The sequence below is a fragment of the Zoogloea sp. 1C4 genome (assembly GCF_009469605.1).
Lineage (GTDB): Bacteria > Pseudomonadota > Gammaproteobacteria > Burkholderiales > Rhodocyclaceae > Zoogloea > Zoogloea oryzae.
The window spans coordinates 449541-469875 of the sequence record NZ_SSXU01000001.1 but is presented as its reverse complement, the minus strand read 5'-3'; the positions used below and the strand labels follow the sequence as shown (position 1 = coordinate 469875).

23 protein-coding genes and 1 tRNA gene are annotated in these 20335 nt (G+C 65.1%); 9 read left to right on the top strand and 15 right to left on the bottom strand.

From position 1 onward, the window contains the following. Nucleotides 1-145: 145 nt before the first annotated feature. Nucleotides 146-1036 (top strand): ComEC/Rec2 family competence protein, encoded by an 891-nt coding sequence (locus GH681_RS02185; RefSeq protein WP_228111745.1) that lies wholly within the window; start codon nucleotides 146-148, stop codon nucleotides 1034-1036. Further along, nucleotides 1033-1710 carry a hypothetical protein gene (locus tag GH681_RS02180; RefSeq protein WP_153159811.1) on the top strand — a complete coding sequence of 226 codons (678 nt, stop codon included), beginning with the start codon at nucleotides 1033-1035 and terminating at the stop codon, nucleotides 1708-1710. Before GH681_RS02185 ends, GH681_RS02180 begins: the two co-directional genes overlap by 4 nt. A 201-nt stretch (nucleotides 1711-1911) precedes the next feature. On the opposite strand, the gene GH681_RS24095 is transcribed toward GH681_RS02180, so the two are convergent. Further along, nucleotides 1912-2196, bottom strand: coding sequence for a helix-turn-helix transcriptional regulator (locus tag GH681_RS24095; protein ID WP_153159810.1), 285 nt, complete (start codon nucleotides 2194-2196; stop codon nucleotides 1912-1914). A gap of 69 nt (nucleotides 2197-2265) precedes the next feature. Between GH681_RS24095 and GH681_RS02170 the strand changes: the two genes are divergently transcribed. After that, nucleotides 2266-2862 carry a hypothetical protein gene (locus GH681_RS02170; RefSeq protein WP_153159809.1) on the top strand — a complete coding sequence of 199 codons (597 nt, stop codon included), beginning with the start codon at nucleotides 2266-2268 and terminating at the stop codon, nucleotides 2860-2862. A 5-nt stretch (nucleotides 2863-2867) separates the two neighbouring features. On the opposite strand, the gene GH681_RS02165 is transcribed toward GH681_RS02170, so the two are convergent. The 5 genes from GH681_RS02165 to GH681_RS02145 are packed head-to-tail and all read right to left on the bottom strand — an operon-like array spanning nucleotide 2868 to nucleotide 4846. Continuing rightward, nucleotides 2868-3065, bottom strand: coding sequence for a hypothetical protein (locus GH681_RS02165; protein ID WP_153159808.1), 198 nt, complete (start codon nucleotides 3063-3065; stop codon nucleotides 2868-2870). Nucleotides 3066-3069: 4 nt separating this feature from the next. Further along, a complete protein-coding gene (locus tag GH681_RS02160) occupies nucleotides 3070-3252 on the bottom strand; it encodes a hypothetical protein (RefSeq protein WP_153159807.1) in 183 nt (60 codons plus the stop codon). Then, entirely contained in the window at nucleotides 3249-3629 is a 381-nt protein-coding gene (locus GH681_RS02155) for a hypothetical protein (protein ID WP_153159806.1), read from the bottom strand. Before GH681_RS02155 ends, GH681_RS02160 begins: the two co-directional genes overlap by 4 nt. Beyond that, a complete protein-coding gene (locus GH681_RS02150; protein ID WP_153159805.1) occupies nucleotides 3629-4096 on the bottom strand; it encodes a DUF5681 domain-containing protein in 468 nt (155 codons plus the stop codon). The genes GH681_RS02155 and GH681_RS02150 overlap by 1 nt, the downstream gene beginning before the upstream one ends. Nucleotides 4097-4135: 39 nt before the next feature. Then, nucleotides 4136-4846, bottom strand: a complete 711-nt coding sequence (locus GH681_RS02145) for a hypothetical protein (protein WP_153159804.1) — start codon at nucleotides 4844-4846, stop codon at nucleotides 4136-4138. Nucleotides 4847-4893: 47 nt separating this feature from the next. Between GH681_RS02145 and GH681_RS02140 the strand changes: the two genes are divergently transcribed. Beyond that, complete coding sequence (locus tag GH681_RS02140) at nucleotides 4894-5556, top strand: hypothetical protein (RefSeq protein ID WP_228111744.1); 663 nt, start codon at nucleotides 4894-4896, stop codon at nucleotides 5554-5556. 91 nt (nucleotides 5557-5647) lie between these two features. On the opposite strand, the gene GH681_RS02135 is transcribed toward GH681_RS02140, so the two are convergent. From GH681_RS02135 to GH681_RS02125, 3 genes are all read right to left on the bottom strand, one after another. After that, nucleotides 5648-7099 carry an AAA family ATPase gene (locus tag GH681_RS02135; protein ID WP_153159803.1) on the bottom strand — a complete coding sequence of 484 codons (1452 nt, stop codon included), beginning with the start codon at nucleotides 7097-7099 and terminating at the stop codon, nucleotides 5648-5650. A 130-nt stretch (nucleotides 7100-7229) separates the two neighbouring features. After that, nucleotides 7230-7475: a helix-turn-helix domain-containing protein gene (locus GH681_RS02130; RefSeq protein ID WP_153159802.1), complete on the bottom strand. Its 246-nt coding sequence runs from the start codon at nucleotides 7473-7475 to the stop codon at nucleotides 7230-7232. A 240-nt stretch (nucleotides 7476-7715) separates the two neighbouring features. Further along, nucleotides 7716-8945 (bottom strand): tyrosine-type recombinase/integrase, encoded by a 1230-nt coding sequence (locus tag GH681_RS02125; protein ID WP_153159801.1) that lies wholly within the window; start codon nucleotides 8943-8945, stop codon nucleotides 7716-7718. 213 nt (nucleotides 8946-9158) lie between these two features. On the opposite strand from GH681_RS02125, the gene GH681_RS02120 reads away from it, so the two are divergent. Continuing rightward, nucleotides 9159-9265, top strand: a tRNA-OTHER gene (locus GH681_RS02120). Between the two features lie 288 nt (nucleotides 9266-9553). Then, nucleotides 9554-9820, top strand: a complete 267-nt coding sequence (locus GH681_RS02115) for a DUF2249 domain-containing protein (protein ID WP_153159800.1) — start codon at nucleotides 9554-9556, stop codon at nucleotides 9818-9820. Nucleotides 9821-9868: 48 nt separating this feature from the next. Here the strand turns inward: GH681_RS02115 and GH681_RS02110 are convergent, their stop codons facing one another. Next, nucleotides 9869-11071 carry an HPP family protein gene (locus tag GH681_RS02110; protein WP_153159799.1) on the bottom strand — a complete coding sequence of 401 codons (1203 nt, stop codon included), beginning with the start codon at nucleotides 11069-11071 and terminating at the stop codon, nucleotides 9869-9871. Between the two features lie 136 nt (nucleotides 11072-11207). Here GH681_RS02110 and GH681_RS02105 point away from each other — a divergent pair, with 136 nt between their 5' ends. Both GH681_RS02105 and thrC read left to right on the top strand, forming a co-directional pair. Beyond that, nucleotides 11208-12326 (top strand): hypothetical protein, encoded by a 1119-nt coding sequence (locus tag GH681_RS02105; protein ID WP_153159798.1) that lies wholly within the window; start codon nucleotides 11208-11210, stop codon nucleotides 12324-12326. Between the two features lie 85 nt (nucleotides 12327-12411). Then, nucleotides 12412-13851 (top strand): threonine synthase, encoded by a 1440-nt coding sequence (thrC, locus tag GH681_RS02100; RefSeq protein ID WP_153159797.1) that lies wholly within the window; start codon nucleotides 12412-12414, stop codon nucleotides 13849-13851. 81 nt (nucleotides 13852-13932) lie between these two features. On the opposite strand, the gene GH681_RS02095 is transcribed toward thrC, so the two are convergent. Then, nucleotides 13933-14337 carry a YkgJ family cysteine cluster protein gene (locus GH681_RS02095; protein ID WP_153159796.1) on the bottom strand — a complete coding sequence of 135 codons (405 nt, stop codon included), beginning with the start codon at nucleotides 14335-14337 and terminating at the stop codon, nucleotides 13933-13935. A 78-nt stretch (nucleotides 14338-14415) separates the two neighbouring features. Beyond that, nucleotides 14416-15114 carry a YafY family protein gene (locus GH681_RS02090; protein ID WP_153159795.1) on the bottom strand — a complete coding sequence of 233 codons (699 nt, stop codon included), beginning with the start codon at nucleotides 15112-15114 and terminating at the stop codon, nucleotides 14416-14418. Between the two features lie 228 nt (nucleotides 15115-15342). Between GH681_RS02090 and GH681_RS02085 the strand changes: the two genes are divergently transcribed. Beyond that, entirely contained in the window at nucleotides 15343-15624 is a 282-nt protein-coding gene (locus tag GH681_RS02085) for a VOC family protein (protein WP_228111743.1), read from the top strand. Here GH681_RS02085 and GH681_RS02080 read toward each other — a convergent pair. The 3 genes from GH681_RS02080 to GH681_RS02070 are packed head-to-tail and all read right to left on the bottom strand — an operon-like array spanning nucleotide 15615 to nucleotide 20277. Continuing rightward, nucleotides 15615-16889, bottom strand: a complete 1275-nt coding sequence (locus GH681_RS02080) for a TolC family protein (protein ID WP_153159794.1) — start codon at nucleotides 16887-16889, stop codon at nucleotides 15615-15617. The genes GH681_RS02085 and GH681_RS02080 overlap by 10 nt on opposite strands. Then, the gene (locus tag GH681_RS02075; protein WP_153159793.1) at nucleotides 16886-17203 is read right to left on the bottom strand and encodes a DUF3240 family protein; all 318 of its coding nucleotides are present in this window, start codon (nucleotides 17201-17203) and stop codon (nucleotides 16886-16888) included. Before GH681_RS02075 ends, GH681_RS02080 begins: the two co-directional genes overlap by 4 nt. Continuing rightward, nucleotides 17200-20277 (bottom strand): efflux RND transporter permease subunit, encoded by a 3078-nt coding sequence (locus tag GH681_RS02070; RefSeq protein ID WP_153159792.1) that lies wholly within the window; start codon nucleotides 20275-20277, stop codon nucleotides 17200-17202. The genes GH681_RS02075 and GH681_RS02070 overlap by 4 nt, the downstream gene beginning before the upstream one ends. Nucleotides 20278-20335 lie beyond the last annotated feature (58 nt).

Sequence of the window (20335 nt, the reverse complement as noted above, 5' to 3'; positions counted from 1 at the left end):
TTTGAAGATGGCAACAAGAAAGCCCCGACTAGCGGGGCTTTCTTGTTGGTGGCAACTTTGTGCCCCGTAAGCACACCGTAAACAGTGCGCCACGATGCCGGTACGCAGGAGACCTTGAATATCGGCAAGGCAGCCCCAGATTCCGTTGATTGAAACGGAATTGGGGGAACGTATGGCGTTGCAGGGGGAGATGCGGCTTGTCATTTGGGATGTGCAACACGGCGCTTGCGCCATGGTGCAGCACATCCTCGGCCAGTACGCTGGCCGTCTTGCAATGATTGATTCCGGTTCCGCCTACGACTGGCGACCAAGCACTTACATTACAAAAGCCCTTGGTAGGAACAGGCTCGACTACCTGTTCATCACCAATGCCGACCAAGACCACATGAGCGATCTGCAAGGGTTGTGGGATGCTGGCATCTATACCCCCGTGCTCTTCCGAAACCCTAGCTACACGGGCGAGCAGATGCGCCGAATCAAGCGCCAAAGTGGACCGTTGAGTGCTGATGCTGAGCGTTACGTCTCTGCGTGCTCCACGTTCACCTTGCCCGTTGACGAACCCTTCGACCTATATATGGGTGGCATTTCGGCGACCACGTTTTGGAATACGCACCCAACCTTCACCGATACGAACAACCTCAGTCTGGTTGTCTTCATTAAGTACGCCAACTTCAAGATACTGTTTCCCGGCGATCTGGAGAAGGCTGGTTGGCAAGCGCTGCTGCAACGCGCGGACTTCCGCGCCGAGCTTGTCGGCACGGATGTTCTGGTCGCTTCTCACCATGGACGCGAAAGCGGCTATTGCGCCGACATCTTCAACTACTTCACGCCGAGCGTTGTGGTCATCTCTGACAAGCCCATTGAGCATGAGACGCAGAAGATGGTGCCGGACTATCGCAAGGTCGTGCGCGATCAAGGTGTCCGAGTTCGCACGACCATGAAGGATCGGCATGTTCTGACCACGCGGCACGATGGTTGGATTCAGTTTACCGTTACGAACGACAACTACACCATCGATACGGAGTACAGGGGATGAGGATCAACGGCGAACGCTCCCTGAAGTCACTCAACATGAAGTGGCTCGTCCTGCTTGCCGTTGCCGACGTGCTTGCCGTGCTGTTTTTCGTCGCGCCGGAACTCGTCAAGGGGGCATCGCTCACGCAGGTAAGCATCGGTCGCGTGTTGACCACAACGGCGATGCCGGTGGTCGTGCTGCTCATCGTCAACGTGGTGCCGCACAACGTGAAGTCGGCGCTCGTCTATTGGAAGCCGCTCGGCGTGCTGCCCGGAGCCGAAGCATTCACGAGGTATGGCCCCGCTGATCCGCGTATCGACATGGTGGCCTTGAAGAAGAACGTCGGCACGCTGCCGACTGACCCGACCGAGCAGAACTCCAAGTGGTACAAGCTCTACAAGCAGGTTCCGAACGAACCCGAAGTGGCCGAGGCGCACAAGCTGTTCCTGCTGTACCGCGATATGGCGGTCATGTCGCTTGCGCTGGTAGTCCTCGTGCCTGCGGCACTACTCGTCGTAGGCGCGGCGTCTCCTGCACTGTGGCTTGCGGTGGGTCTGTTCGCCCTTCAGTTCCTCGTTACCGCGCTCAGTGGCCGCTGGAGTGGCATCCGATTCGTTTGCAACGTCCTCGCCGTTCACTCCGCCCGCAGGGTTACGACGCCAAAGGCGAGCGCCATCAAGCAACCGGCCACCTAGCCGACCAGCCTGTTACGCAGGGCTTACGCGCCGTCGAGAGAATCGCCCCGCCCGTTTGCAGCTCAAGCCCTTAGCAGGCAAGCCCGAATAACTCCGTGTTTGCTGTTTCTTGGTTCCTGGCCTGCGCGCGGCTACTCGCAGCGCGTAGGCCTCGCAAGTATCCCAGCGGCGGCGCCTGCAGATCGCGGCCTGTGCCGCCCCTTAGTGCCCCGCCGTGCCATAACTCTCTATTTGCTTTGTCGCGCGCAGGTACTCACTTTCCGTCTCCTGCACTAAATCCGCAGCGGAAACCCCCAGAGCTTGCCCGATCCCTATCAAGGTCGTGATGGTCGGCTGTCTGATGCCGCGCTCAAGACGCGATACGAACGTCCGGTCAACGCCGGCCTGAAAGGCGAGTTCCTCTTGAGAGATGTTCCGAGCCGACCTATGTCGTCGTAGAACCTCGCCAAAAATTTTTCCAATGTTAGCAACTTCCACGCTCGCCATAGGCTAAGAGCATGGCTTTCGTGTAGCCTATAGGCCACGGCCTATAGGCACGGTGCCTATAAGCATCAAATGGGCGATGCGCTTATGAGAACAGCAATTTTGCTTTTTCTGGTACTGGCATGGGAGTCCCCGGTCAGTGCGGCAGGCTTTGATTTCAAAGGATTGGCTCTTGATTCGTTAGTGATGCCTGATCAGGTCGTCGAAAGCCTCAAGGTGGCCTGTGAGCAAGCGGGGAAACCTTGTGACGAGTTTTGGCAAAAGTTTCACAACGACAATGCCGTAAAGTGTGGCGCAGGCCATCAGGGCAAGCAGGTTTGCAATGGACGAACAAGCATTGCAGGCGAAAAGGCAACTGCCAATGTTGTGATCGGTTCTGGCGGAAGATTGGAGCGTGTATGGCTCACAATCAGCAATTACGCATATGAAAGCGTTCTTGCGGAATTGACGAAGAAGTACGGCAAGCCATCGGCGGTAAAGCGTTACGGCGTGCAGAACAGCTTTGGCGCGGTATTCATTCAGGTAGATACGGTTTGGAATGGGGTTGATGGACAGAAGCTGTCTGTCAGCAAGTATGCAGGCAATACCGAAGAATCAACCGTCTATTTCAGCTCACGTGCCGACCGTGCGGTGCAATCGAGCAAGAAGGAAACGTCTGGCGATCTGTAGCATATCTAGAGCCAATCGATCAGCCAACGCCGGATAGCCTTCAGCACAAGTGGCATGTCGCGCGGATCGTACCAACCTGCCGCGATGCCTGTCTCCGCATGTGCTTCAAACTCTTCCGGCGAGCCAATGAACTTGAACAGGGGCGGCCCGTTGGCTCGCTCCAGCTTGCGCAACCGTGCCAGCATTCCCCGCGTGTTTGCCATGTGGTCAGTCCTTCAGCTTGTGCAGCGCCTCGCCTAATTTCATCGTCCGGAGTAGATTCAAGTCGGACATGGTTTGCCGGTCTGCTTGTGCCTTGATGCGGTGGTGATGGATCAGCTTCAGTTCCTCCTGGGTGGGAGGAGTGCTTTCGGGCGCGTTCTCGCGTGGATCTGCATGAAGGTTTTTCACTTAACGACTCCTAGTTTGACAAGCACTGCGGCAGCTTGTGCGCGAACTGCTGGGTCATCGCAGTAGCGAACCGCTTCTGCACAGCCGTTGATGCTGTCCTGCCGCAGTTCTTCGAGCACCGCCCTGGGCAGCGTGCGAATGAACTGCTCCAAGGTCAGGCCAGATTTGATCCGTACGAAGTCGTCGATTCCCATCGGCACGACATCTATGTGAGCTTCCATGTGATCCGCCAGACCTACCGAGTCGCGCACTGCAGCGTCGTATTCGGTGATGGGTTGGAATACTCGTGCCTTACCTATACGTGTCATGACGATGCAGTCCTCCGGCAGCGGCTCGAGTGCGGTGACATGGTTCCGTTTTGTTTCGATGATGCTCATTAGTTCTTTTCCTCCAGTGCTTGCAGGCGCTTCTCGAGTTCGTCCACAGCACGGACGGCACTGAGCGCCCCGATTGCTTCGATTATTTGCTTGCCCACATCAGGCGCGACCTTGCCGTCAGCGATGGCTTGCAAAACCTGTTCGACCTGCTGGGCGACAGGCGCGGTGGCGTCAAAGTCGAACTCCACACGCTCGGTCTGTGCACGCAAGGCAGGAGCGACCCGCGAAAGCACCAGCCCCGCAGCCTGCACGTCTCCGGCAAGCGCAGCGTCGATAACCACACGGGCAATCTTCGGCGCGTCGTCCATCAGCGCTTGTGTCACGCGGGTGCGTTTGTCCACTATGCCGCGAGGGCGTCCGGTCGGATTCGGGCTCGACATGCCTTTCTTCCAGTTCGGATTGCCTGCTGGCGGTTCGGTGTTGGGCGCGTAACTCTTCAACCAGTCCGGTTGAACTATCTCGGTCATCGGATGAACCCCTTTGATGTCATCAAGCGTCGATCAGGCTCATTCGCCGAATTTGAGAGCGGTCAGTGCCTTGTCATTTCCATGGCGGAGCTCGTTGACCTTGGCCCAGGTCGAACCCATAGATTTCTCGATCTCCTTGAAGAGCAGCCCGCCGCGTTCTTCGATAACGGCTTTGGCGTTGCGCACTGCTTTGAGCTTCGTTGCCAGTTGCGGCGTCGTGCGCTCCCACCACATGCGGGTATAGGTTTCTTGGAAGTTCGCATCGAAACCGGACAGGTAAGGAGGCGCACCGAGCACGGCGCTGACGGTGATGTGGTCACCGTCGTCGATTGCCTGCCGCACGAACTTGTGACGCTCTTCAACCGGCATGTCTTTGACGAACCTTCGCACCTCGCCAGCGATGGTCACTGCGGCGCGGGATTCGAGCGGCTGCGACAACTCCTGCTCGAAATGTGCGATTTGCTTGTCCAGCGTGGTGCGCACGTTGTCGAACTTCTTGGCGAGGCGCTGCTGTTGTTTCCATGCGGCATCAGATACGGCTAGCACCTGCTGCCCTTCTGTCCAAGCTTGATTTTTCTTTGCCGCATCGCGCGCATCGTGCAGCTTGCCGAGCGTCACGTAAGCGTCGTCCAGCGCTTCCAGTGCTGATGCGAGAATCGGGGCGGTAAGTTCCTCGTCGTACCCCTCAATCGCCTTGAGGGTTTCGGCATGCAAAGAAGACGTGATACGTGCATCAATCGCGGTCGGCATGATGAACAGTTCCTTTGATTAGGCGCGTTGTGTTACGCATTGCTTGCATGCTGCGAAAGATCAGCGAAGGTCCGCAAGGAAAACAAAAGCTTGCATGCGTCGAACAAGTAATTCAGCGTTATTCGTTCGTTGTCGCGTGCATCCAAAAAGTCGTTGCCGAGTCTCGGAGACCTGTCCTGCAATACGCCTCCATCAACCCACACAGGAGCAATGACATGGAAGCCAAGACCTACACGAAACGCGAGAACGCCCGCCGCGCTGGCGTTGCCGCAGGGGTGCCCGCCGAACTGGTGGAAATCTCCGTGCATAAGAACGGCGACGAGGTGCGCTTCGGCTGGAAGGCGAAACAGCCGCCCGCAGGCGCGGCGCAGGGTGCGGCCAATACCCCACCGGCGACCGCAACCGAAAGCGTGCCTGTAGCCGCCCCTGTCGCCGTGCAGGGGGTGACCACAAGCAAGGCAAAGAAAGCAGCCGCCCCGAAGGTGCCGCGCATCGAGCAAAACGGGGTTAAGCGCCCGAAGGATGGCGGCCTGTGCGCCGCCGTCTGGGCATGGCTGGATGCGAACCCCACAGCGACGATCAAGGAAGCGAAAGCCGCCGCACCTCAACACGGCTGGAACGAGAACAACGTGGCCTGCGAGTTTTACGTCTGGCGAAAATTCAACAGCATTGCGAGACAGACCAGCGACAGCGCGCCCGCGCATGCGTAAGGAAACCCTGTAGGGTGGTGCCATGGTGGTCGGTGGGGGCACCAATGCCCACATTCCCCACCTTGGCCCCACAGTACGCACATTCCCCACATTACGTAGTTTCTGCATACAGATTCTTCGGGGAGCAGTACCAAACCCCTCCGACGTTCCGCTTTTCCAAGTAGCTGCCGCTGTGCTCGTTCCACCAACGTTCGCTGACTACTGACGCTGACAGCGCGGCCTGCTTGACCTGGGGAATGGGTTGCCACAGGTTCGCTCGTGTGGTCAGGAAGTACGCCTTGAGCCACATACCGAACGCCGCTTCGTACTTGCTAACGGGGCCGCGCGCGTTGCCGACCATGCTTTGCGGGGTCAGCGCGCTATCTAGTTCCTCCCAATTCGGGCGCGTCGCGCTGATGGGCTTGCCATTGCGCGGGTCAGTTGCAACATCGACTTTCACTGTGCTGAACTTCCACGAGCCGTCCGGATGCTCCGGTAGGTTCACTTTTACCTGCACCATCGCTTTGGCGTGGGGGCCGTCGTCCTCCCGGCTGACAATCGCCATCAGGCTACGGCAGGTCTGCGTGAATGCAGCAGACCCGAGCACGCGATGGAGCATGGATCGCGTCGTGTCCTTGGCAAAGTGGGTGACACAGACGATAGCGATGTTGTGCTCCTGCGCGAGAACCAGCCAAGGCTCAAGAACGGTTCGGAGTTGTCCCGCGTCGTTCAGATCAACCTTGCGAAGCTTCTGCCCGGGCAGGTAGCTGGTCACAGGGTCAATGACGAGCATGGAGAATGGGAATCCTTCATCCCTCGCAGCCACCAGCCAGCGCCGAATCTCGCCAAGGTCATCTTGCATGGAGAAGGTGTTGCGCCTCCCTTGTTGCGTCACGCCTTGAATCTCGATGACATGATTTAGGTTGCCGCCGCACGCCACCAGACGCGGCGCAGTCATTTCCTCGATGCTGTCTTCGCTGCCAAGCCATAGGACGCGGCCCGGCTGGCGCGGTTGATACTCGCCCGGCCACGGCGCCCCTGTGGTCACTCTTGCAGTAACGTCGGCCAGCACTGTCGATTTCCCCGCGCCAGTCTCGCCTGCAAGAAGTGTGATGTACCCCTTCGGAATCCAGCCAGTCCACAGCCAGTCGATGGCGCGCATCTGCACGGTGCTGAGCGTGCGCCCAACAAGCGACCGGGGGCCGTTCGTGCTGTCCTCGATACCCAAGCCCTTCTTGAGCATGTCGCGCTTGAGCTTCACCTCCTCTTGCTTGAGGCGCGTTTCCTCTGCCTTGGTCGCTTCGCGCTGCGCCTCAACTAACGCCTTGGCGGTTTCAGCCTTTGCTTGCTCCTGCGCAACCTCCGGGGTCAGGTGCGGATTTCGCTGCTGGGCTGAGGCAAGCCACGGGAGCGCGGGCGGCTGCGGAGCGGCTGGGGCTGCGTTTGCATGCTGGCCGCCGCTACCCCATTGGCACGCGTGCTGGTCGCGCTGTAGCGGCTGCTGCGCCGCCTGCGAAATATCCGAGCCGCCTGAACCGGCATGCCCTAAAGTGTGTTTGTCCATTGCAGTTGTTCCTCTTCAAAGCCACCCCGACCCGGTGGCTTTTTTCTTGATGGAATTACGCAGCGCTTATCGGCGGGTGTGCGGGGTGGGCAAGTTGCGAGGCTGCATTGGGTTTTCGTCGCCAAGACCGTCAAACAGCTTGTTTGGCGTTCGGCGCGTAGGCGCTGGTACTGCTGAAGGATTGCTGCTCCAGCCACTCGAAAATTCTGGGGCGCTGATAACGAATGGGCGCGGACTTGGTACGCCCGAGCTTCACGAACTCCGGGCCTTTGCCCTTCGTGCGCCAGATTTCAAGGGTATTGGGTTTGATGCCGAGCAGTGCGGCAGCTTCTTCGTTCGTCAGCAGATCGGGGCTGAGTACGGAAAGTGTGGTCATGGCAAGTAGTCCTCAGACTGTGCCTTGCCAGCGCATGCAATAGGGAGCGTCAGGCAAGACGAGTGCTTGCCGTCATTTATGTTGTCACCTGCCCGACGGGGTGGGGTGTCCGGGTCCTGGGAGGCTGGTTACTCTTGCTCCACCGGCTAACGGAGACGGATATTTAGGTGCCCCGTCTCCGGCACCGAGCCGCCCCGCGTTGCACGGGACTGGCTAAGTTGGCGTTACCCTAACACCACTTTACGCGGCCATGTTGGATAATTTGCTTGCCTGTTCTTCGATCCAATCGGATATCCGTTGCGTCTCTGGCTTGAGATATTGCAGGTGCGAAGTTTCAAGGTAGTGGCGCGCGGTCACGCCCTTGGGTACATGGTTTGTCAGCAATTCGACCTTGTGCAAGTCGATGCCGCAATTAGCGATGCCGATGGTCGTGAAGGTGCGGCGCAGGTCGTGCGGCGTGATCTTGGTGCCCGCTACCTCGCTGACCTTCTTCATGGTGTCGCGCGGGTCTTTAATGTGCCCGCACTTGCCCCAGGACGAGAACACGAACGGGCTTCCCTTGACGCGCTGGCGTGTGGTCAGCAACTGCAACGCCTGCGTGGATAGCGGCAGCCAGACGGGGTTGCTGTTCTTCGGGTCGGGAATGTGAATCCAGCCTTCCTCAAGATTGACCCGATCCCATGTCAGTTCGCTGCATTCCCCGATGCGCAGACCAGTGAGCAGGAGCAGCATCACAAGATCAAGGCTTGCCAGCGTGTCGCGGTTGTAGGCTTGATCGCGGGACTGGACGAGGAATGACCAAACCGCGCCGACCTTGCTGTCCGGCACGCGACTGGTGCGCGGCTTGAGCGGCACCCACTTCTTATAGAGAACATCGACGGGGTTATCCGTCAGCACGGGTGCGCCGTCCGGCTCGCGGTATTCGCGGATGGCGTAATTGAACAAGGCGCGAAGCACCGCCATTGACTGATTAGCTTGGGCAGGGGCTGGCCCGTCGCCGCGCGTGCCCTTGGTCTTGACCTCGTTGAAGCGCTTCGTGACCATCTCGCGCGTGATGTCCTTGAGCGGCTTCTTGAGCCATGCCTCGAAGGTCGTGGTCACATGGCGTTCAATCTCTGCCTTGCTGCTGTCCTTCAACGGGCGGTCACGCTTGTAGGCATCGGCCACGTCGCGCAACGTGACACGCTGGGCGGCTTCCTTTTTGGCAACGGCGCGCGGGTCGATGCCCATGCGCATGCTGCGCAGGTGCTCGCGGGCAACCTCACGGGCTTGATCGACAGTGAAGACCCCATGCGGGCCGATGCTGATACGGGGCGAGCTACCGTTTACGCGCCCCTGCACGATGTACGTGATCTTGCCGGTAGGCGTGACCCGCAAGCCAAAGCCCTTGACTTCGGTGTCCCAGTGGAACGCCTCTTTGTCGGCTGGTGCGGTCAGCTTGTCGATGTAGGTCTTGGTCAGCTTAGGCATGCTGCACCTCGCTGACGGGCGCTGTTGTGGGTACTATCTTCACGTTGGCTTCCTTGGTAGGTAAGGAGGTTGACCACGCGGTCGGGACTGTTGGCGCAGTCGCCGGCCGCATCAATTCCGGCGCTCATAAGCGTCTCGTAAGCGCTCCGCGTAAAGTTACGACAAGTGACGCAAAACGGCAAACGACGCTAAGTGCTTGACCTACAAAGGAGCGTAAGGCTTACGATAGTGCCTTAAAGCTGGGCAAAGCCTGCCTACGCAAAACTTGAAAACCGGCAACCCGAAAGGGTTCCAGGGTTCGAATCCCTGAGCTTCCGCCAACACGAAAATGACTCGGCGCAACTTCAGCGAGTGCGCGGCAGTTTGAAGATAGTGACAAGAGGCCGCCTTCGGGCGGCTTCTTGTTTTTCAGGGGCGCATCCGAAGCAGGCTGCGCGCGCATGTTTTCCGTCCACGCTGACCGTGTCCGATCATGGCAGAAGCTGGAGCGTGGTGACGGAGCCTGCACGTAACCCGATCCAGATCAAGGAATTCGGGTGCGCGGAGCGGCAAACTGGCGATACCCGACAAATTCAGTCGGACTTTATCGACACCCCAGGAGCGCCTCTATGCAAACCATCCACGTCTGCAACCACACCACCCCGGAAGCCCTGTATCCCTTCGACGCTCGCGGCATTGCCAAGCGTTTTCGCCACGCGGCGATCTTCGGTGCGCTGGACGCGCTGATGCCCGGCGAGACGATGCGTTTCTGCAACGACCACGACCCGATCCCGCTGCTGGGCCAGCTGCAGCAGCGCTACGGCGAGAAGGTGACGATCACCTACCAGCAGCGCGAACCGGGCGCGATCGTGATCGATTTTGCCAAGGTCGCCTGATGTTTCATTTTCGGCAGCAATGAAGGCTTAATTGTTGCTGGAAATGCATCAAATTGCGGGGCGGGTGATGCCGTCGTCGCCCCGCACGTAATCCAGCGCCTCGTGCTGCAATAGCACCGCGGTCATCGTGGCGGGGGTGATGATGCCGGCCAGCCGGCCGTCGTCGCCCACCACCGGCACGCCCGTCTGCCCGCCGGCGCCCAGCAGGTCGGCGGCCACGGCGATGCCGTCGGTGGTACCCACGCACTGCAGGCCAAGGCCGGGCGTCAGCATGATCTGGCCGGCAACCTCGGGTTTGTTCGAGTGGGTGCCGAGGGTCGGGCGCAGCAGGCGACGCACGTTGTCGCCGATGCCGCGGGAGCCGTCCGGCTCCACGTGGCGCAGGAAATCCTCCAGGCGCAGCAGGCCGATCACCCGGCGGCTGCGGTCGATCACCGGCAGCATCGCCAGATTGTGGCGGTTCATCAGGCGCCAGGCTTCGTTCAGTTCGGTCGCGAAATCCACCTGAACCGGCGCCGGGGTCATCACGTCGCCGCAGGTGAGCAGCACATGGCGGTGGAAGGCGTGGCGCGCGGCGCGCTGGAAGACCTGGGTCAGGTCGTCCTCGCTCACGTCCAGGTAGGCGTCGATCTCCTCCAGCGCGGCGGCGATGTCGGGCTGGCGGATGCCGGCGGGGCTGGGGCGTGTTGGCCGCGGCGCGGCGGCCGGCGGCGAGCACAGGGGGTAGCGGCGGCCGGGGATCAGGTTGTTCACAGCGGTGGCGGCCATCAGCATGGCGGCCACGTTGCAGGCCGCGGCACCCAGGCTAGTGGCAGCATCCAGCCCCTGGGCGGCGGCGCCGGCCATCACGATCGCCATCGCGCCGCCAGGCGGATGGATGCAGCGCAGCCGCGCCATCAGCCACACCGACACCGACACCGCGGCGCCCACCGCAAGATACGCGTCGGGAAGCCAGTGGCCGCTGGCAAAGCCCACCAGCGCTGGCAGCATCAGCCCGCCCATCACCGACCACGGCTGGGCGAGGGGGCTGTGGGGCAGCACGAAGAGGATCACCGAGGTGGCGCCCAGCGGCGCCAGCAGCCGACGGGCCTCCGGGGCCACCGGCAGCACGAACAGCACGCCCTCGAAGATCATCACCCCAAGCAGGGCGGCCAGGGTGCTGCGGCGGCGTTCGGGGGGCGAGATGGACGCGGCGTCGGCGAACAGGTAGCGCCGGGCGAAGTCGTGAAGGGCTTGGCGGACGGAAGGCATGGCTTGCTGGGGGCCGGTGGAGCCGGCAGTCTGCCGGGCTTTGCGGCGGTCGGCCTTGATGTGGGTTTGGTCGGATCGGTGGTTCCTGGCGGACAATCCGGTCTGATGGCGCAGGGACGAAAGACAGGAGCAGGCAGTGCTGATTTATCTCGGCTGTAGTGCGGTGGCGGCCTTTGCGCTGGCGGTGGGGCTGACGGTGGCGGGCGCGCCGCCGGCGGCGGTGGCCCACGCGGCCTTCGCGCTGGGGGCGATGCCGCTCATCTTTGCGGCGATGGGGCATTTCGTGCCGGTGCTCACCCGCAGCCCAGGCGTGGAGCCGATGATCCACCGGCTGCCGCTGGTGATGCAGGCGGCCGGCGCGCTGGTGGTGGCGGTGCTGGTCGGCGCGATGCCCGGCTGGGGGCTGCATCCTGCGATCCTCGCCGGGCTGGTGGCGACCGGGCTGATGCTCGGCTGGACCTTCCGGCGCGGCCGGGCCTGCCTCGGCAAGCCCCATCCGGGCCTCGCCTGGTACAAGGCCTCGCTGGCCTGCCTGCTGACGGCGCTGGTGGCGATCTTCGCCGGGCTGCTGTGGCCGGCGGGCTACGCCGCGCTGCGGCTGGCGCATCTGCACCTCAACACGCTCGGTTTCATCGGGCTGGCGGCGGTGGGCACGCTGCATGTGCTGATGCCCACCGCCCTCGGCATGCCCGATCCCCAGGCCGCGCTGCGTCTGCGCCGGCAATTGCCGTGGGCGATTGGTGGCGTGGTGGCGAGTGCGCTGGCGGGGCTCGCCCACTGGCTGGCGCCGCTGGGGGCGCTGGTGCTGGCTGGCGTGGTGATCCACACCCTGGCCGGCTGGCTGAAGACCCTCGGCGCCCGGCGGATCATCAACGATGGCGCCGCGGTGGCCTTGTTTGGCGCCGGGCTGGGCCTGCTGGCGGTGATCGCGGCGGGCCTTGCCCACGGCCTCGGCGGGATGCCAGGGCGGCCGGCGGTGACGGGTTTCTTCGCGCTCTTCCTGCTGCCGCTGGTGACGGGCGCGCTGTCGCAGCTGCTGCCGGTCTGGCGCTTTCCGGGGCCGGCGACGCCACCGCGGGCACAGCTGCGGGCCAGGCTGGTGCGCTTTGGCGCGCTACGCACGGCGCTGTTCCTGGCCGGTGGCGGCCTGCTGACGGCGGGCGTGGCGGCCGGTGCGCTGCTGCTGGCTGCGGGTGTGCTGCTGTTTGCTGGCGTGCTGGTGATGGGGCTTCTGGGGACGCGATCGACGCGCTGAACCCCGGGCCGCCGAGCCCGGCACGGTCAAGGCCCGCCGGCTGTGCTATCTTCCAATGTTTTCGTTTTTCATTTCGGCGAGAACCATGCGCTACATCTCCACCCGCGGCCAGTCTGCCCCCCAATCCTTCTGTGACATCCTGCTTGGCGGCCTGGCGCCGGATGGCGGCCTCTACCTGCCGGAGACCTACCCGCAGGTCACCCGCGCCGATCTGGATGCGTGGCGCAAGCTTTCCTACGCCGAACTGGCCTACGCGATCCTGTCGCGCTTCATCGACGACATCCCCGCCGCCGACCTGAAGGCCATCTGCGACAAGACCTACACCGCCGACGTCTACGGCTACGTGCGCGACGACGCCAAGGCCGTCGAGATCACCCCGGTGCACTGGCTGGAGCCGGGCAAGCTGGGCCTGCTGGAGCTCTCCAACGGCCCGACGCTCGCCTTCAAGGACATGGCGATGCAGCTGCTGGGCAACCTGTTCGAGTACGTGCTCGACAAGCGCGGCGAGCAGATCAACATCCTCGGCGCCACCTCCGGCGACACCGGCTCGGCGGCCGAATACGCCATGCGCGGCAAGCACGGCGTGCGCGTGTTCATGCTGTCGCCCCACGGCCGGATGAGCGCCTTCCAGCGCGCCCAGATGTACTCGCTGCAGGACGAGAACATCTTCAACATCGCCGTGCGCGGCATGTTCGACGACGCCCAGGACGTGGTGAAGGCCGTCTCCAACGACCACGCCTACAAGGCCAAGTACAAGATCGGCGCCGTCAATTCGATCAACTGGGCCCGCGTTGCCGCCCAGATCGTCTATTACTTCAAGGGCTACTTCGCCGCCACCGAGAACAACGACCAGCAGGTTTCCTTCGCGGTGCCGTCGGGCAACTTCGGCAACATCTGCGCCGGCCACATCGCCCGCCAGATGGGCCTGCCGGTGGCCAAGCTGATCCTCGCCACCAACGAGAACGACGTGCTCGACGAGTTCTTCCGCACCGGCATCTACCGCCCGCGAAACACCGCCGAAACCCACGCCACCTCCAGCCCGTCGATGGACATCTCCAAGGCCTCCAACTTCGAGCGCTTTGTGTTCGATCTGGTGGGCCGCAGCGGCGACACCGTGCGCGCCCTGTGGAGCAAGGTTGACGCTGGCGGCGCCTTCGATCTGTCCGCCTCGCCGGAGTTTGCCAAGATCGGTGACTACGGCTTCGTGTCCGGCAGCAGCAACCACGCCGACCGTCTGGCGACGATCCGCCTGGCCGACGACAAGTACGCCACCGTGATCGACACCCACACCGCCGACGGCCTCAAGGTGGCGCTTGAGCTGCGCGACACGGCCGTGCCCACGCTGGTGCTGGAAACCGCCCAGCCTGCCAAGTTTGAAGAGACCATCGTCGAAGCCCTCGGTCGCAAGCCTGCCCGCCCGGCCGGCCTCGAGAACATCGAGGCGCTGCCCCAGCGCGTCGAGGTGATGGATGTGGACGCCGACGCCATCAAGGCGCTGATCGCCCGGACTGTCGACGCCGGCTGACCGCCGACGTCAGAAAGCCCCCCGCATCGCCGGTTCAAGCCGGCGGGCGGGGGGCTTTTTTGTGCCTTGCGCGAAGGCGTGTCAGTCGGCCGGTGGGGGCGGGGTGTGGATGTCGGCGCCGTGGGGCAGCGGATCGGTGAGGCCGGCAGGGATGGGCGATTGCCAGCACCAGGCCTCGATCGCCGGCAGGCGGTAGCCGGCCCGGGCCTTGTTGCATTGGTCGTCGCCGGGCTGCACTTCACGGCAGGGCGCGGGGCGGTGTTCGTAGATCGTGCAGCCGACCCGCTGGCCGACCTCGCCGGCCAGGGCGTCGCAGCGGGGCGCCCGCTGGTTGGTGCCGGCCATGCAGCTGAAGCGGGGGTTGATCGGCTCAGTCAGGTCGGCAGGAATGCCCCGGGCCTCGGCTTCGGCCCAGTAGAACGAAACACGAAAGAAGGCGCAGCAGGCGCCGCAGTCGAGGCAGTGATTGGCGTCGGAGGTGCTCATCGGACGTCGTGCTGATTCGAATGAAATCGGGAACGGATTCTGGCACGACTTACGCCATTTGGGTAGCTTCGGATGGTGTCAATACGTGGCGCCGTCGCAGTCGTCCTGCTGCTGGGCAGCGTGCAGGTAGCGGCCGAGCAGGCCGTCGCCGTCGAAATGCGCGTCGAGGGCGGCCACGCTGGCGATGCGGTCGAGGCGGAAGCTGCGGAAGTCGCCGCGCAGCTCGCACCAGGCGCCGAGGGTCCAGGTCTCGCCCCAGAAGACCAGCCCGACCGGGTGGATGATCCGCTCGCTGGCGGCGCCGTCGGCTCGGGTGTAGGCGATGCGCAGCTTGCGGTGGGCGGCGATGGCTTCGCGCAGCTCGGTCATCGGCGCGCGCATGGCCTCGGGCACACGGAAGCCGGGCACCAGCAGGGCGTCGCGGGCGGGGTCGTGGCGCAGGGCCTTGGGCAGCACCGATTCGATGCGCAGCAGGGCGCGCTCGGCGGCGCGGCCGAGGGCCGGGTCGGCCCAGCGTTGCACCATCCGGCTGCCCAGGGCGAGGGCGGCGAGCTCGTCGGCGTCGAACATCAGCGGCGGAAGGCGGTAGCCGGGCCGCATCAGGTAGCCCACGCCGGCCTCGCCGCTGATGGGCACGCCGGAGCGGGAGAGGTCGGCGACATCCCGGTAGATGGTGCGCTCGGAAACCTGCAAGGCATCGGCCAGCTCGCGGGCGGTGACGGCCCGGCCCCGGTCGAGGAGCAGGACGATCTGGAACAGGCGGTCGGCACGGCGCATGAGGGGGCTCCTGACACAAGGCTGTCAGGATAGCGCGGCTGGCCGGGGGATGCGGGCAGGCTCCTGACGGAAGGGTGTCAGGAGGGGGCAGCCAGAATGGTGGCTCCAATCAACCTGCATTCAGGAGCGCACCATGAAACGACTCATCAACTGGTTTGAAATCCCCGTCACCGACCTGGACCGGGCCTTTCCGAAGCCACCTTTGCCATCACCCTCAAGGTGGAGGAAATGTGCGGGATGCGCATGGCGGTGTTCCCGTACACCGACCCGGCCACCGGCGGCGCCCTGATAGCCTGCCCCGACGGCAAGCCCGGCGACCACGGGGTGGTGATCTATCTGGATGGCGGCGACGACCTCGCCGTGCCGTTGGCGCGGGCGGTGGAGGCTGGCGCCACGGTGCTGATGCCGAAGACCGAGATCAGCCCGGAGATCGGCTTCATCGCGATGTTTGCCGACAGCGAGGGCAACCGGATCGGGCTGCACTCGCCGGGGGCGGGTTGTCAGGGGTGATCGTGGTCGTCGTCGTGGGCGTCCATGTCCAGCGGCCATAGCCGGTGGGCGTCGAGGAGCAGGCGGTAGCGGGCTTCGCTGGCGTCGAGCCCGGCCAGCCGGGCGGCGAGGCGCGCTTCGTGGGCCAGGCGGCGGGCGTTGAGGGTGTCGGTGAGGCTGCCTTCGCCCAGCTGCCAGGCCCGTTCGGTGAGGTCGGCGCTCCTGCCCAGGGCGTCGGCGGCGGCCTGCTGGCTCTGCCAGCCGGCCCAGGCGGCGCGGGCGCGGCGATGCAGGGCGGCGGCTTCGGCCTCGACCTTGCGCAGCACGCCGGCCTCGCGCCACGAGGCGGTTTCGGCGTTGGCGACGGCGGCGTCGGCGTCGGCCCGGCGGCCGGCACCGGAGAGCGGGATGAGGAGGCTGAGGCCGACGACCTGCTCTTCGCTGCCCTTGTCCCGGGCCGCGTGCACGCCCACGGTGGGGTCGGGGCGGCGTTCGGCGTCGGTGCGGCTGGCGCCGATGCGGGCACGGGCGCTCTCGGAGCGGGCCACGCCCAGCTCGTGGTTGTGTTCGAGGATCGCGGCGACCCAGCCGGCGGCATCGTCATCCACCGCGGTCGGCGGGGTTTCGGGCACGCTGGGCGGCAGGGTGAGGGCGGGGTAGAGGCGGCGCAGGGATTCGGCGGCCACCTGGGCGCGGCCGGTGGCCTGGGCCAGCTGGGCTTCGGCCTGGGCGAGGGCCGCGTCGGCCTGCAGCCGTTCGAGGCGCGGGGCGTCGCCCAGCTCGACCCGGCGCTGCACCACCTGGGCCTGGCGGGCGAGGATGTCCCGCTGGCGGCGCCACTGGTCGGCGGCGGCGTTTTCGCGCAGCCAGTCGAACCAGTTGGCGAGCAGCATCCGGCTGGTTTCGTGGAGGGCGTCACCGCGGGCGATGCGGGCGCTGGCGATGCCGGCGGCACCGAGTTGGCGGTCGAGATCCAGCTTGCCCGGCAGGCGCACGGCGCGCTCGACGCCCACTTCCCATTCGTTGTAGCGGCCGGCCGGCGCGGGCCGCACCCGGCGCTGCTGGTCCATCAGGCGCAGGGTCCATTCGTGGTTGCCGGCTTCGAGGCGCCGGCTGCGGGCTTCTTCCACCGAAATCTGCGATCCGGCGGCGCGCACCTGGGGGCTGCCGAGCACGGCGTCCAGCACCTGGGCGCGGGGCGGCAGATCGGGGGCGTCGGCGGGGTTGGCGGCGTGGGCCCACAGGGGCAGGGCGGCCAGCGTCAGGGCAAGCAGGCGGCGCTTCATTCGAGCCTCCCGAAGGCAAGGGCCGGGGTGATCCAGAAATACACCCGGCTGCCGGCGAAGCGCTTGCGCAGGATGGCCAGCAGCGCCTCGGCGGCGTCCCGCGTGGTGACGTGCTGGACGCGGCAGTAGGCGGCGCGGCCGCGCACTTCCTCGGCGGTGCCGACGAAGCGGATGCGCTCGCCGTGGCCCTCGACGGCATCGGTGGTGAAGCCGGGGGCGAGCTCGGGGTGTTCGAGCAGGGTGTCGATCAGGGCGTCCTCGACCTCGGCAGGCATCACGAGGGTCAGGACGACGGGGGACGTGTCTGGGCTCATTGGGCGGTGGGGGCGGCAGGGGCGATGCCGAAGCGGCGGTACAGCAGCGGCAGCAGGAGCAGGGTGAGGGCGGTGGCGCTGACCAGCCCGCCGATCACCACGATGGCGAGGGGGCGCTGGACTTCCGAGCCGGGGCCGGTGGCAAAGAGCAGCGGCACCAGGCCCAGGGCGGCGATGCTGGCGGTCATGAGCACCGGGCGCAGGCGGCGTCTGGCGCCTTCGACCACCACCTGGCCGATGGGCATGCCCCGGGCGTGGAGCTGGTTGAAGTAGGTGACCATCACCACCCCGTTGAGCACCGCGATGCCCAGGAGCGCAATGAAGCCGACCGAGGCGGGCACCGACAGGTATTCGCCCGAAATGGCCAGCGCGAAGACGCCGCCGACCATCGCGAAGGGCACCATCGCCAGCACCAGCAGGGCCTGGCGCACCGAGCCGAAGGTGGAGAAGAGCAGCACGAAGATCAGCCCGAGGGCCACCGGCACCACCACGCCCAGGCGGGCGGCGGCGCGCTGCTGGTTCTCGAACTGGCCACCCCAGGCGAGGCGGTAGCCGGCAGGCAGCGGCACCTTGGCGGTGACGGCGGCCTTGGCCTCATCGACGAAGCCGACCAGATCGCGGTCGCGCACGTTGGACTGGATCACCGCGTAGCGCTGGGCGTTCTCGCGGTCCACCTTCACCGGGCCGTCGATGCGCTCGATGCGGGCGACGCTGGCCAGCGGCAGGCTGTGGCCGTCGGGCGTGGTGATGCGGATCGCGGCGAAGGCGTCCGGGTCGCTCTGCAGGCTGCCGGGGCCGCGGATGAGCAGCGGCACGCGGCGGCCGGATTCGATCACCGTGCCGGCGATGCGGCCTTCGAGCAGGCTGCGCAGGCTGTTCTGGACGTCCTCGACATTGAGCCCGAAGCGGCCGGCGGCGAGGCGATCCACCTGCACCTTGAGGTACTGCACGCCCTCGTTGCGGATGGTGATGGTGTCCTCGGCGCCGGGCACGGCCTTCACCACCGCCTCGATCTGGGTGGCCAGTTGGTTGAGGGTCGGCAGATCGGGCCCGTAAAGTTTGATCGCCAGATCGCCGCGCACGCCGGTGAGCATCTCGGAGACGCGCATGTCGATGGGCTGGGTGAAGGTGAGGGCGATGCCGGGGAAGTTCTCCATCACCGCCCGCAACTGGTCGGCGAGCCAGTTTTTGTCCGGCTCGCGCCACTCGTCGCGGGGCTTGAGGACGAGGAAGGTGTCGGTCTGGTTGAGGCCCATCGGGTCGAGGCCCAGCTCGTCGGAGCCGGAGCGCGCGACGATGGCCTTGACCTCGGGCACCTGCTGCATCACCGCCTGCTGCACGCGCAGGTCGGTGGCGATGGTCTGGGCGAGGCTGATGGAGGGCAGCTTCTCGAGCTGCATGATGATGTCGCCTTCGTCCATCGTGGGCATGAAGGTCTTGCCCAGGGCCAGATAGGCAAACCCGGCGGCCACCAGCGACCCGCCGGCGATCCCCGCCATCAGCCGGCCGCGGGTGAGGGCGAAGTCGAGGAGCGGTGCGTAGCCGGCCTGGAGCTTGCGGATCAGCCAGGGCTCGTGGGCGTCGCCACGCTTGAGCAGGAAGGACGCCAGCACCGGCACCACGGTGAGCGACAGCACCAGCGAGGCCGACAGGGCGAACACGATGGTCAGCGCCACCGGGCCGAACAGCTTGCCTTCCAGCCCTTCCAGCGTGAGCAGCGGCAGGAACACGATGACGATGATCAGGATGCCCGAGGCCACCGGGGCCGCCACCTCGCGGGTCGCCCGGAAGACCAGATGGAGCAGGGGCTGCCGGCTGGTTGCGCCACCTTCGGAGAGCTGGGTCTCGACGTTCTCGACCACCACCACCGCCGCATCCACCAGCATGCCGATGGCGATGGCGAGGCCGCCCAGGCTCATCAGGTTGGCCGACAGCCCCACCGCGCGCATGGCGATGAAGGTGGCCAGCGCCGCCAGGGGCAGCATCAGCGCCACCACCAGCGCCGCACGCAGGTTGCCCAGAAAGGCCAGCAGCAGCACCAGCACCAGCACGATGGCCTCGATCAGCGCCTTGGAGACGGTATGCACCGCGCGGCCGACCAGCTCGCTGCGGTCGTAGAAGGGGACGACGCTGACGCCCGGCGGCAGTTGCGGCGCGATCTCGGTGAGGCGCGCCTTCACCGATTCGATCACCTTGCCGGCGTTGGCGCCGCGCAGGCCGAGGACCAGGCCTTCCACCGCCTCGCCCTCGCCGCTGCGGGTGACCGCGCCGTAGCGGGTGAGGGCGCCGATGCGCACGGCGGCCACGTCGCCCACGCGGACCACGCCGCCTTCACCGCGCAGCACGATGGCGCGCACGTCGTCGAGGTTGCGGATGGCGCCCTCGGCGCGCACCAGCAGGGTCTCCTCGCCTTCCGAGAGGCGCCCGGCGCCATCGTTGCGGTTGTTGGCTTCGAGGGCGGCGGCGAGCTGCCCGAGGTTGAGGCCGCGGGCGGCCAGGGCGGCCGGATCGGGCGTCACCTCGAAGCTGCGTACCTCGCCGCCCAGGCTGTTCACATCGGCCACGCCGGGCACGGTGCGGAGCGCCGGGCGGATCGTCCAGTCGAGGAGGGTGCGCTTGTCTTCCAGCGAGATCGGGCCCTCGATGGTGAACATGAACATCTCGCCCAGCGGCGTGGTGATCGGCGCGAGGCCGCCGGTGGCGCCGGGGGGCAGGTTGCCCATCACGTTGGCGAGGCGCTCGCCCACCTGCTGGCGGGCCCAGTAGATGTCGGTGCCGTCGTCGAAGTCGAGGGTCACGTCGGCCAGCGCGTACTTGGAGGTGGAGCGCAGGATGCGCTGGTGGGGAATGCCCAGCATCTCCTGCTCGATGGGCACGGTGATGCGCGACTCGACCTCTTCGGGCGTCATGCCCGGGGCCTTGATGATGAGCTTGACCTGGGTGGTGGAGACATCCGGGAAGGCGTCGATGGGCAGGCTTTGCCAGGCCACCACGCCGGCCCCGATGAGGAGCAGCGTGGCGACCAGCACCAGCAGGCGCTGGGTCAGGGAGAACTCGATGAGGCGGGAGAGCATGGGGTCGGGGCTCGGGGTGAGTCGCTAGGGGTTGGGCGTGGTGCGGGGCGCCGCGGCG

Bases quoted from the DNA above. Each gene is read 5' to 3' on its own strand.
- GH681_RS02090 (WP_153159795.1), bottom strand. From the start codon at position 15,114: ATGCGCCGTGCCGACCGCCTGTTCCAGATCGTCCTGCTCCTCGACCGG.
- GH681_RS02095 (WP_153159796.1), bottom strand. From the start codon at position 14,337: ATGAGCACCTCCGACGCCAATCACTGCCTCGACTGCGGCGCCTGCTGC.
- GH681_RS02125 (WP_153159801.1), bottom strand. From the start codon at position 8,945: ATGCCTAAGCTGACCAAGACCTACATCGACAAGCTGACCGCACCAGCC.
- GH681_RS02170 (WP_153159809.1), top strand. From the start codon at position 2,266: ATGGGCGATGCGCTTATGAGAACAGCAATTTTGCTTTTTCTGGTACTG.
- GH681_RS02145 (WP_153159804.1), bottom strand. From the start codon at position 4,846: ATGCCGACCGCGATTGATGCACGTATCACGTCTTCTTTGCATGCCGAA.
- GH681_RS02140 (WP_228111744.1), top strand. From the start codon at position 4,894: ATGCTGCGAAAGATCAGCGAAGGTCCGCAAGGAAAACAAAAGCTTGCA.
- GH681_RS02135 (WP_153159803.1), bottom strand. From the start codon at position 7,099: ATGGACAAACACACTTTAGGGCATGCCGGTTCAGGCGGCTCGGATATT.
- GH681_RS02070 (WP_153159792.1), bottom strand. From the start codon at position 20,277: ATGCTCTCCCGCCTCATCGAGTTCTCCCTGACCCAGCGCCTGCTGGTG.
- GH681_RS02165 (WP_153159808.1), bottom strand. From the start codon at position 3,065: ATGGCAAACACGCGGGGAATGCTGGCACGGTTGCGCAAGCTGGAGCGA.
- GH681_RS02115 (WP_153159800.1), top strand. From the start codon at position 9,554: ATGCAAACCATCCACGTCTGCAACCACACCACCCCGGAAGCCCTGTAT.
- GH681_RS02075 (WP_153159793.1), bottom strand. From the start codon at position 17,203: ATGAGCCCAGACACGTCCCCCGTCGTCCTGACCCTCGTGATGCCTGCC.
- GH681_RS24095 (WP_153159810.1), bottom strand. From the start codon at position 2,196: ATGGCGAGCGTGGAAGTTGCTAACATTGGAAAAATTTTTGGCGAGGTT.
- GH681_RS02180 (WP_153159811.1), top strand. From the start codon at position 1,033: ATGAGGATCAACGGCGAACGCTCCCTGAAGTCACTCAACATGAAGTGG.
- GH681_RS02150 (WP_153159805.1), bottom strand. From the start codon at position 4,096: ATGACCGAGATAGTTCAACCGGACTGGTTGAAGAGTTACGCGCCCAAC.
- GH681_RS02130 (WP_153159802.1), bottom strand. From the start codon at position 7,475: ATGACCACACTTTCCGTACTCAGCCCCGATCTGCTGACGAACGAAGAA.
- GH681_RS02155 (WP_153159806.1), bottom strand. From the start codon at position 3,629: ATGAGCATCATCGAAACAAAACGGAACCATGTCACCGCACTCGAGCCG.
- thrC (WP_153159797.1), top strand. From the start codon at position 12,412: ATGCGCTACATCTCCACCCGCGGCCAGTCTGCCCCCCAATCCTTCTGT.
- GH681_RS02085 (WP_228111743.1), top strand. From the start codon at position 15,343: ATGTGCGGGATGCGCATGGCGGTGTTCCCGTACACCGACCCGGCCACC.
- GH681_RS02110 (WP_153159799.1), bottom strand. From the start codon at position 11,071: ATGCCTTCCGTCCGCCAAGCCCTTCACGACTTCGCCCGGCGCTACCTG.
- GH681_RS02080 (WP_153159794.1), bottom strand. From the start codon at position 16,889: ATGAAGCGCCGCCTGCTTGCCCTGACGCTGGCCGCCCTGCCCCTGTGG.